Annotated in this window: 10 protein-coding genes; 8 read left to right on the top strand and 2 right to left on the bottom strand. The window is 69.7% G+C overall.

Going from position 1 to position 9,789, the window contains the following annotated elements; translation table 11 throughout:
• The 4 genes from ACFPZL_RS07030 to ACFPZL_RS07015 all read left to right on the top strand — a co-directional run.
• A partial coding sequence (locus tag ACFPZL_RS07030) for an ABC transporter substrate-binding protein (RefSeq protein WP_382334956.1) occupies nt 1-1,449 on the top strand: 1,449 nt, incomplete at its 5' end.
• 93 nt (nt 1,450-1,542) lie between these two features.
• The gene (locus ACFPZL_RS07025; protein ID WP_218114913.1) at nt 1,543-2,556 is read left to right on the top strand and encodes an ABC transporter permease; all 1,014 of its coding nucleotides are present in this window, start codon (nt 1,543-1,545) and stop codon (nt 2,554-2,556) included.
• Complete coding sequence (locus ACFPZL_RS07020; RefSeq protein ID WP_218114912.1) at nt 2,553-3,425, top strand: ABC transporter permease; 873 nt, start codon at nt 2,553-2,555, stop codon at nt 3,423-3,425. The genes ACFPZL_RS07025 and ACFPZL_RS07020 overlap by 4 nt, the downstream gene beginning before the upstream one ends.
• Nucleotides 3,425-5,095 (top strand): ATP-binding cassette domain-containing protein, encoded by a 1,671-nt coding sequence (locus ACFPZL_RS07015; protein WP_218114911.1) that lies wholly within the window; start codon nt 3,425-3,427, stop codon nt 5,093-5,095. The genes ACFPZL_RS07020 and ACFPZL_RS07015 overlap by 1 nt, the downstream gene beginning before the upstream one ends.
• A gap of 54 nt (nt 5,096-5,149) precedes the next feature.
• Here ACFPZL_RS07015 and ACFPZL_RS07010 read toward each other — a convergent pair whose 3' ends face one another.
• Nucleotides 5,150-5,536: a RidA family protein gene (locus ACFPZL_RS07010; protein WP_218114910.1), complete on the bottom strand. Its 387-nt coding sequence runs from the start codon at nt 5,534-5,536 to the stop codon at nt 5,150-5,152.
• A gap of 220 nt (nt 5,537-5,756) precedes the next feature.
• On the bottom strand, nt 5,757-6,863 hold the full coding sequence (locus tag ACFPZL_RS07005; protein ID WP_218114909.1) for a PucR family transcriptional regulator: 1,107 nt from the start codon (nt 6,861-6,863) through the stop codon (nt 5,757-5,759).
• A gap of 159 nt (nt 6,864-7,022) precedes the next feature.
• Here ACFPZL_RS07005 and ACFPZL_RS07000 point away from each other — a divergent pair, with 159 nt between their 5' ends.
• The 4 genes from ACFPZL_RS07000 to ACFPZL_RS06985 form a co-directional block, all read left to right on the top strand.
• A complete protein-coding gene (locus ACFPZL_RS07000; protein ID WP_218114908.1) occupies nt 7,023-7,664 on the top strand; it encodes a helix-turn-helix domain-containing protein in 642 nt (213 codons plus the stop codon).
• Nucleotides 7,665-7,776: 112 nt separating this feature from the next.
• Nucleotides 7,777-9,009 carry a cytochrome P450 gene (locus ACFPZL_RS06995; protein WP_218114907.1) on the top strand — a complete coding sequence of 411 codons (1,233 nt, stop codon included), beginning with the start codon at nt 7,777-7,779 and terminating at the stop codon, nt 9,007-9,009.
• 110 nt (nt 9,010-9,119) lie between these two features.
• Complete coding sequence (locus ACFPZL_RS06990) at nt 9,120-9,347, top strand: 2Fe-2S iron-sulfur cluster-binding family protein (RefSeq protein WP_328798019.1); 228 nt, start codon at nt 9,120-9,122, stop codon at nt 9,345-9,347.
• 3 nt (nt 9,348-9,350) lie between these two features.
• A partial coding sequence (locus tag ACFPZL_RS06985; protein ID WP_382334953.1) for an FAD-dependent oxidoreductase occupies nt 9,351-9,789 on the top strand: 439 nt, incomplete at its 3' end.

The following is a 9,789-nucleotide window of genomic DNA, read 5'->3' as shown; positions in this document are numbered from 1 at the left end:
GGTGCCGGCGGCGGTGCCGCCGTCGCGGGCGGGCTCTTCCGCATCGGCACCGAGGGCGGCGACGCCGCGGCCCTGCTCGATCCGCACAAGTCGTTCGGCGACCGCATGAACTCGTTCATCTGCGCCTCGTTCTACGAGCAGATCAACATCATCGGCAACTCGGGCAGCATCACGAACGTACTGGCCGAGGAGCTGACCCCGAACGAGACCGGCGACGTCTGGACGCTGCGCATCAAGGAAGGGGTCGAGTTCCACCACGGCAAGACCCTCGACGCCGACGACGTGATCTTCTCGATCGAGCGCATCCTCGATCCCGAGCTGGGCGCCACCGCGCGCAGCCAGTTCACGCAGATCAAGACCATGAAGGCGCTCGACGCGAACACGGTCGAGCTCACCCTCAAATCCCCGATGAGCTGGTTCGACCTGAACATCGCGGACGGCGGCATCATGGGCCTGGTCCCCGTCGACTTCGACCTGGAGAACCCGGTCTCGACCGGCCCGTTCAAGCTGGTCGCGTACGACAAGAACGGCCTGGTCCAGTTCGAGCGCTTCGACAACTACCACGGCCAGGTGGCGTCGTTCGACGAGCTCGAGATCCACGGCATCGTCGACGACGACACCCGCATCAACGCGCTGCTCTCCGGCCAGCTCGACGCCGCCAAGATCCCGCCGATCCAGGCCGCCCGCGTCGAAGCGGGCACCGGCTACCTCACCACCGATGCCCCGACCAGCTACATCTTCCCGCTGACGATGAAGGTCAACGGCGACGGCCCGTTCTCGAACGTCGACGCGCGCCAGGCCATGCGCTACGCGATCGACCGCCAGCAGGTGCTCGACGCGGTCTACGGAGGCCGCGGCCGCGTCGCCTCCGACATCTACGGCGCGTTCGATCCGAACCTCGACACGAGCCTGCAGCGCTCCCAGGACCTGACCAAGGCGAAGGAGCTCGCCGAGAAGTCGGGCCTCACCACGGCCGGCACCATCCCTCTGACGGTCACGGCGAGCTACGAACCGCTCGCCAAGGTCATGGCCGAGAACGCCAAGGAGATCGGCGTCGACCTCCGGGTCGACGTGCTGCAGCCGGGCGAGTACTGGGCCGACAACCCGGGCGACAAGTGGGATTTCAGTGCGGAGGGCTTCCCCCTCACCCACGTCCTGCCGATGGCGGCTCTCGCGGACGGGCCGGAGCCCGGATTCAACATGACCGGCTTCTCGGACGACGAGTTCAACGAGGCCTTCGAGCAGGCGTCGCTTACCATGGATCCGGACGAGCAGGCCGCGGCAGTCAAGCGGCTGCAGGAGATCCAGTTCGAGCGCGGCGGCTTCATCGTTCCCGTCTACACCAACACCGTGTACGGCTACAACGAGAAGGTCGTCGGCATGATCGAGGAGGACGCGTCGGGCCTCGGCATCAACCGCTCGTTCAACTCGCTCGCATTCGCCGAGTGAGCGATCCGAACGCTCGGCGATAGGCGGAACGGCGGTGCGCGCCGGGGCTGAGCAGCCCGGCGCGCACCGCCGTTCCCCGGAAGGAAGGCAGACATGTCTACAGAGGCGCTCACCCTCTCCCGCGGCAGCGGCGGAGGCGGAACGAAGGAGTTCCTGAAGCGGTACCGGTGGATCGGGGGGCGGCTGCTCGTCAGCCTGCTCATCATGTTCATCGTGTCGCTCCTCATCTTCCTGGTCACGATGGTGCTGCCGGGCGACGCCGCGGCGGTCGTGCTCGGCGCCGACGCGCGGCCGGGTCAAGTCGAGATCCTGCGCGAGCAGATGGGGCTGAACCTGCCGATCTGGCAGCAGTACGCGAACTGGATCGGCGGGGTGCTCAGCGGCGACCTCGGCAACTCGCTCACCTCGGGCGACGCGATCGGCCCGACGATCGCGTTCCGCGCATCGAACACCTTCACCCTGATGATCTGCGCGGCCGTGATCGGACTGCCCCTCGCCTTCATCATGGGCGTGCTGGCAGCGGTGAAGCCGAAGGGCTTCATGGACGGCTTCGTGAACATCATCTCGGTGATCATCGCGAGCCTGCCCGAGTTCGTGATCGGGATCCTCCTGATCCTGCTGCTCTCGCTCGGACTCTTCCACGTCCTGCCTGCCACGTCGCCCATCGCGCCGGGCGCCGGGCCGTTCGCCGACCCGGTCCTGCTCATCCTCCCGGTGCTCACGCTCGTCATCGCGCTGCTGCCCTACACCTCGCGCCAGATGCGCGCCTCGATGCTCGAAGTGCTCGACTCGGAGTACGTGCTCATGGCCGAGGTGAAGGGACTGCCGCGGCGGCTCGTGATCTTCCGGCACGCTCTCCGCAACGCGATCATCCCCGGTATCCAGGCGATCGCGCTCTCCTTCGCCTTCCTGCTCGGCGGCACCGTGATCATCGAGTACCTCTTCAACTATCCGGGGCTCGGCTCGGCGCTGACGCAGGGGGTGGAGCGCCGCGACATCCCGACGATCCAGGCCATCGTGCTGATCTTCTCGGCCGGGATCATCCTGTTCAACCTGCTCGCCGACATCTTCACGGTGCTCGCGACCCCGAAACTGAGGACGAAATGACCACGGTACAGATGGCCCTCACCGGGTCGGGCCGGCGCCGCGGGACGACGCCGATCCTGCGCCGCGCCCTGGGCGATGTGCGGATCCTCATCGGTGCGATCCTGGTGCTCCTCGTCGTCCTGCTGGCCTTCGTCGGCCCCTTCATCGCGCCGCACGACTACGGCACCTATGTCGCCGCGCCCTTCAGCCCGCCGAGCGCGGAGACGCCGCTCGGCACCGACGTCTCCGGCTACGACGTGCTCTCGCGGGTGCTCCACGGCGGCCGCACCGTCGTGATCATGTCGGTGCTCGCCGCGTTCCTCGGCATGTGCATCGGTGTGCCGCTCGGCCTGCTCGCCGCCTACCGGCGCGGCTGGTTCGACGAGATCCTCATGCGCGCCACCGACGTCATGATGTCGTTCCCGCACATCGTGTTCACCCTCTTGATCGTCACGATCTTCGGGCACGACCTCTGGTTGCTCGTCGTGGTCGTGGGAATCAGTCACAGCCCGCAGATCCTCCGCGTCACCCGGGCGGTCGCGCTCGAGGTCGCCGAGCGGGAGTTCGTCGAGTACGCGGAGGCGCTCGGCGCGTCGACCTGGCGCGTGGTGCGCACCCAGGTGCTGCCGAACATCGTGCCGACGCTCGCGGTCGAGTTCGGCCTGCGGATCGTCTGGTCGGTCGCGGCGCTCGCGAGCATCAGCGTGCTCGGCTTCGGCGTCTCCGCGCCGATGGCCGACTGGGGGCTGATGGTCAACGAGAACAAGTCCTACCTCGCCATGCAGCCGTGGGGCGCCGTCGTGCCGCTGCTGCTGATCGCCGCGTTCGCGATCGGCACCAACCTCATCACCGACGGCTTCAGCCGCCTGATCGGAAGGAAGAAGGCCTGATGTCGGAGCATGGACTCGATGCAGGAGTCGAGGTCGAGGTCGAGGATCTCGTCATCGAGCTCGACGGGAACGGGCGCCGGATCGTCGACTCGGTGGGCTTCACGATCCGCGCGGGAGAGATCCTCGGCGTGGTCGGCGAATCGGGGTCGGGCAAGACCACGTCGGCGATGTCGCTGCTCGGTTTCGCCCGGCACGGCGCCACGATCACCGGTGGCCGGATAGTCGTCGCCGGGCACGATGTGCGGGCGCTGGACCCCGAGTCGCTGCGCCGACTGCGAGGGCGCACGGTCGCCTACGTGCCGCAGGATCCCCGCGCGGCGCTGAACCCCGCGATTCGGATCGGTGCGCAGATCGACGAAGTGCTGCGGACCTCCGGGGATCCCCGCTTCGAGAGTGCCGCGACGCGGGCCGAGTACGTGCAGCTGGCGCTCGACGACGTCGGTCTGCCGAGCGACGAGCCCTTCCTCCGCCGGTTCCCGCACCAGCTCTCGGGCGGTCAGCTGCAGCGCGTCGGCATCGCGATGGCGGTCGTGGCGAAGCCGCCCGTGCTGATCCTCGACGAGCCCACCACCGGCCTCGATGTGAAGACGCAGACTCGTGTTCTCGAGCTCGTGCGGCGCCTGTGCAGCGAGCACGGCATCGCCGGCCTGTACGTGACGCACGACCTGGCCGTGGTCGCGGACATCGCCGACCACGTCATCGTGATGAACGACGGCGAGATCGTCGAGTCGGGCCCGGTGGGGCAGGTGCTCAGCGCGCCGGAGCACGAGTACACGCGACGGCTGCTCGCCGCGGCGCCGGACGCCGCCAGCGGGTCGACCTGGCGCGACGAGCTGGGGTTGCCGTCCGCGGATCCCGGCGCGCGCGACGGCGACGGGCGCGGCGGGGAGGCTCCCGGCAGGGAGGTGCTCCGCGGCGAGGGTCTCGAGCTGCGCTACCGCTCGGTCGCCGTCGGTCACGACCTCGATTTCGAGGTGCGCCCGGGCGAGTGCGTCGCCGTCGTGGGGGAGTCGGGGTCCGGGAAGACCACGCTCTCGCGCGCGATCATCGGTCTGCATCCGAACTACTCCGGCCGGGTCAGCTGGGGCTCCGAGACGCTGAAGCCGAAGGCGCGCCGGCGCAGTCGGCGGAACGTGCGCGAGCTGCAGTACATCTTCCAGAGCCCGTTCAACTCGCTCAACCCGAAGCACACGATCGGCCAGTCCCTCGACTTCGCCTACGCGACGGTGCGCTCGGGCAGTGCCGAGGAGCGGCGCGCCGCCACCGAGGAGGCACTGGAGCTGGTCGGCCTGCGCCTCTCGGTGCTCGACCAGATGCCCAACGAGCTCTCGGGCGGCGAGCGGCAGCGCGTGGCGATCGCCCGCGCGCTGGTGGTCGACCCGAAGGTGCTGATCTGCGACGAGATCACCTCGGCCCTCGACGTGATCGTGCAGAAGCAGGTCGTCGAGGTCCTGCTCCGCCTGCAGGCGGAGCAGGAGGTGTCGATGCTGTTCGTCACTCACAACCTGGCGCTGGTGAAGCAGATCGCCGATCGGGTCATCGTGATGGAGTCGGGGAGGATCGTCGAGAGCGGCGCCACCGAGCAGGTCCTGGCCGATCCGCAGCACCCCTACACGCGCGAGCTGCTCGAGAACACCCTGTCGATCTCGGAGGCGCTCGCGAAGCGCTGAGGGCGGGCGTGCCCGGCGGGAGCTCCGCTCAGGAGGAGCCCCGCCCGGCCCGGCCTATCCGCGGATGGCGAAGGCGGTCATCTCGACCTTGAGCCCCGGCGTGGGGAAGGCGACGCCCAGTGTGGCGCGCCCGGGCCCGCGGCCGGGGTAGAACTCGCCCCAGACCTTCGCGACGGCGGGTGCGTCCGCGACATCGGCGACGTAGATGGTGATCGTGAGGACCTGCGACAGGCTGCTTCCGGCCTTCTCGAGCTCGACCTGGAAGTTGCGCATCACCTGGCGGGTCTGCTCCTCGGCGGAGCCGAGATTCAGCGTGCCGTCCTCCTGCTGCGGGATCTGGGTCATCACCAGGAGGCTCCCGTGGGCCGCTCCCATCGACAGGGGCAGATCGAGATGCTCCTTGCCGGGGATCGGGAGCCATTCCACGCTGTTCGTCACCATGCTGCTTCTCTCTTCTCTGGGGTGCTGGGCGTCGCCGGGCGGCAGGCGCTTCGGACCTCGGGTCCGCTCGGCTCTCCTGAGCGTAGGGGTGCGCATCGCGGCAGCGATGGGTCCGGCTGCGCCGTTCCGACCGCATGATTGTGCCGCTGCCCAGGGGCGGTTGCCGGGATGTCGACCGGGCCCGGATCCGTGCGCGGATCCGGGCCCCGGCCCGGACGGCTCAGGTGGTGAACCGGCCGCCCTGCGGCGTGAACCCCGCCTCGTGGAGCTGCATGGCGATCGTGAGGTTGACGAGCGTGCGCGTCGAGTCGATGTCGGTCTTGAGAATCTCCGCGATCTGGTTGAGGCGGTAGCGGATGGTGTTGCGGTGCATGAAGAACACCTCGGCCACGCGGACGACCTTGCGGTCGTGCTGGAGGTAGGCGCGGAGCGTGCTGAGGTAGTCGGTGCCGTAGCGTTCGTCGTACTCGATCAGCGGGGCAAGCAGGTGGGTGGACGCGGTGACCAGGCTCGCGGGGACGCGGCTCTGCGCGAGCAGCTGCGCGAGGTCGAGCGTTCCGCTGCGCTGGAGGCCGGGTCCGTTGGTCGACGCGGCCAGCGCCTGGAAGTAGGCGGCTCGGATCCCCCCGAGCGAGGCGAGTGCGCTGATCCCGACGGAGGCGGGCGTGCCGAGCTCTTCGAGCGCCTCCAGCAGTGTCGGCGCGAGCTCCTCGGCCACGTCGGCGTCCGGGATGATCATGACCATCGCGCCGCGGTAGGCGGTGCGCAGGAAGGGCGCGTGCAGCCGCCCTGCGACGGAGAATGTCTCCCACGGGGTCGTCGAGAGCTTGTCCGCGGGGGAGCGGCAGGAGCCGACCAGCACCTTCACCTCGTCCTCGACCGAGAGCCCCAGCGTCTGCAGGCGGCTCAGGATCTCTGCCGGTCGCGAGCGCTCGACCACGATGTCGTCCAGGACGTCGCGGAACAGGGCGCGCTCGCCCTCGGCCTTCGCCCCCATCCGCCGCAGCTCCATGGTGATCAGCTCTGCCGCCGACGCCAGGTCGGTGCGCATCCCCCCGGGCGCCTCGACGGAGAAGAACGCGATGATCGTGCCGGCGTCGTTCTTGATCGGGAACACGTGCAGCCCGTCGCCGGGGTGCTCCTTGGCGCCCGCCGCGAGTACCTCCTGGTACCCCCAGGAGACCTGCGCCGGGCGCGCTTCGATCGGTGCGCCGCCCATCGCGAAGACGGCGCTGCGCACGCCGAGATGCGTCTCGAGCGCGGTCAGGACGCCGCGCACCCCGGAATGGCTCGCTGCGCGGATCAGACGTTCGAGCAGGTCGCTCATCGATCCTCCCTCCCTCCGGTGGTCGATGTCGTGAGCGGTCGATGCCCCGACCGCCACGCGGCGGGTGCGCCGACTCGACTCTCACACTCTACGCAACGCCGTGTTGCAGAACTGTGAAGTCCCGAAGCCGCGAGGCGTCGAGGCTGCGCGGTGCGGGACATGGCAGAGTGGAGCGCGGAGGACGCGGCTTCGCCCGCCGCGATCCCGGGGCCGTGGACCCGCACAGCGAGGAGTGACATGCACCACCTGGTCGATGATATCGCCGCGAACCTGCGTCACCTGCGCGAGCGGGGCGGCTTCTCGCTCGCCGGGCTGTCGGCGGCATCCGGCATCGGCAAGACCACGCTCTCGCAGCTCGAGCTCGGCCACGGGAACCCGACGATCGGCACGCTCGAGGCGCTGGCGGAGGTGCTCGGGGTCGACACGGCGGAGCTGCTGACCCCGGTCCGGACCGCGCAGCGGCTGCTGGTGGTGCGGAGGGGGGAGGGCGTGGACGAGGCCGGATCCGGGACCGGGGGGAACCTTGTGCACACGCGACGGCTCGGCGCGCTGATGCTCGAGTTCCACCGCATCGAGTACGCCCCGGGAACGTTCACGACCTCGGCCAGTCACGGCGTCGGCGCGAGCGAGCACGTCCTCGTCTCGGCGGGGCGGATCACGGTCTCCGTCGACGGCGAGTCCGCCACGCTCGCGCCGGGGGACTTCGCGACGTTCCCCTCGGATCGCACGCACACCTGGAGCAACCTCGGAGACGTACCGGCCGAGTACTGGATCGCCGTCTCCCGAACCCGGCAGGACTGACGCGTCCGTACCGCACCGCCGCGCGCCGCTCGGGCGGCCCGAATCATGCTGTTCGCGCGTGTCGATTTAATGATACGCTAATATCAACAAACCGACACATTGGAGTGCTGCCATGTCCCTTGCGCCCGTCGCGGCGGTCTCTTCTGCGAGCGACCCGGATCGCCCGCTCGCCGAAGCCGTCAACGAGCACGACCTGACCCGCGACCCCTACCCGATCTTCGATCGGCTCCGGCAGGAGGCTCCGCTCCACTGGTACGAGCCGTTGGGCGCCTACCTCGTCACCCGCTGGGAGGATTGCGAGCGCGTCCTCCTGCACCCCGAGCGCTTCACCGGGCTCGAGGGCGGTCTCGGTCGCGCCCGGGGCGATCGGGTGTTCGGGACGCCGACGATCCTCGCCTCCAACGGCGAACTGCACAGGGGCCTCCGGCGGGCCGTCGACGGACCCCTGCGCCCCCGGGTGGTCCGGGACCACCTCGAGTCCGTGATCCGACCGGTCGTGAAACGTCGACTGGAGCGTCTGCTGGAACGCGCTTCGGCCGATCTGGTGGCCGAGTACTTCGAGCCGATCAGCGTCCGCTGTCTCGGCGACCTGCTCGGGCTGCAGGAGATCGACGACGACACCCTGCGCGACTGGTTCGCCGGAATGGTCTCGGGGCTCACGAACGAGTCGCTCGCCGAGGCCGGGTTCGCCCGTTCCGACGCGACGCGAGCGGACATCGCCCGCGTCGTCGCGCCGATGGTCGAGCGTCTGCGCGGCGAACCCGACGACACGGCGCTCTCGCACATGATCCACGGCGGGCGCGACGCGGGGGATCCGCGGACGCTGGAGGAGATCCTGCCGACCCTCGCCGTCTACATCACGGGCGGGATGCAGGAGCCCGGGCACGGCTGCGCCTCGGCGATGTACGGCCTGCTCGTCGAGCCCGAGCAGCTGCAGCGCGTGCGCGAGGACCCCGCCCTGGTGCTGCGTGCCGTCGAGGAGGGGATCCGCTGGATCTCGCCGATCGGGCATACCGAACGGCAGGTCGTCGAGGAGACCGAGCTGGGCGGAGTTCGCCTGCAGCCCGGTGACGCGGTCTACCTCATGCTGAGCGCCGCCAACCGCGATCCGGCGCAGTTCGCGGACCCCGAGCGCTTCGACATCGACCGCGAGAACCGCCGCCACATCGCGTTCGGCGGCGGCATGCACGTGTGCGCGGGCAACGCCTTCGGGCGGGCGATCATGCGCGTCGCGCTCGAGGAGCTCCTGGTCGCGGCGCCGGATCTCCGCCTGGAACCGGGCGCCGAGATCCCCGTCACCGGCTGGCACTTCCGGTCGCCCCGCCGCCTGCCGGTGCTCCTCTGAACGAAAGGATCCTCATGACGACCATCATCTTCACCCAGCCCGACGGCGGCGTCCGCCAGGAGGAGGCCGCCGCCGGCATGTCCGTGATGTGAGCGGCGGTCACGAACGGCGTGCCCGGCATCGTGGGGGAGTGCGGCGGGCAGGCGATGTGCGCCACGTGCCATGTCTACGTCGATCGCTACGCGGGGGCGGATCCGCCCGAGGTCGGCGAGGACGAAGACGAGATGCTCGACTGCACGTCGGAGGACCGACTGCCGAATTCGCGGCTCGGCTGCCAGCTGTTCGCCGGACCCGAGGTCGCGCGCATCGAGGTCACGCTGCCCGAGAGCCAGATCTGAGCCATGCCCGCAGAGCAGGAACGGATCGTGATCGTCGGCGACGGGCATGCTGGGGTGCAGCTCGCCGACTCCCTGCGCACCGAGGGATGGGTCGGAGCGATCACCCTCGTCGGTGAGGACCCCGACCATCCGTACCAGAAGCCGCCGCTCTCCAAGGAGCTCTCCGGCGGCGGCCGGCTGGAGCCGCTGCCGCTCCGCGGGCCGGAGTTCTTCGCCGAGCAGCGGATCGACCACCTCCGGCGCTGCCGCGTGACGGAGATCGACCGAGCAGCCCGCACGGTGCGTCTCGACGGCGACGAGCACCGCAGCACCGGACTGCGCTACGACCGGCTGATCCTCGCGACCGGAGCCGAGAACCGCGCCCTCGAGGTGCCGGGGTGCCGGATCGACGGGGTCGTCCAGTTGCGGACGCTGGCCGATGCGGCCGCGATCCATGCCCGGC

Source organism: Leucobacter soli (genome assembly GCF_042659205.1).
In the GTDB taxonomy this organism is placed as follows: Bacteria; Actinomycetota; Actinomycetes; order Actinomycetales; family Microbacteriaceae; genus Leucobacter; species Leucobacter soli.
The sequence above is the reverse complement of the archived record's forward strand: the minus strand, read 5'-3'. Positions and strand labels throughout refer to the sequence as shown.

What these genes read in the sequence shown, in the direction of transcription:
- ACFPZL_RS07025 (WP_218114913.1), top strand. Translation starts at nt 1,543, where the DNA reads ATGTCTACAGAGGCGCTCACCCTCTCCCGCGGCAGCGGCGGAGGCGGA.
- ACFPZL_RS07020 (WP_218114912.1), top strand. Translation starts at nt 2,553, where the DNA reads ATGACCACGGTACAGATGGCCCTCACCGGGTCGGGCCGGCGCCGCGGG.
- ACFPZL_RS07015 (WP_218114911.1), top strand. Translation starts at nt 3,425, where the DNA reads ATGTCGGAGCATGGACTCGATGCAGGAGTCGAGGTCGAGGTCGAGGAT.
- ACFPZL_RS07010 (WP_218114910.1), bottom strand. Translation starts at nt 5,536, where the DNA reads ATGGTGACGAACAGCGTGGAATGGCTCCCGATCCCCGGCAAGGAGCAT.
- ACFPZL_RS07005 (WP_218114909.1), bottom strand. Translation starts at nt 6,863, where the DNA reads ATGAGCGACCTGCTCGAACGTCTGATCCGCGCAGCGAGCCATTCCGGG.
- ACFPZL_RS07000 (WP_218114908.1), top strand. Translation starts at nt 7,023, where the DNA reads ATGGCAGAGTGGAGCGCGGAGGACGCGGCTTCGCCCGCCGCGATCCCG.
- ACFPZL_RS06995 (WP_218114907.1), top strand. Translation starts at nt 7,777, where the DNA reads ATGTCCCTTGCGCCCGTCGCGGCGGTCTCTTCTGCGAGCGACCCGGAT.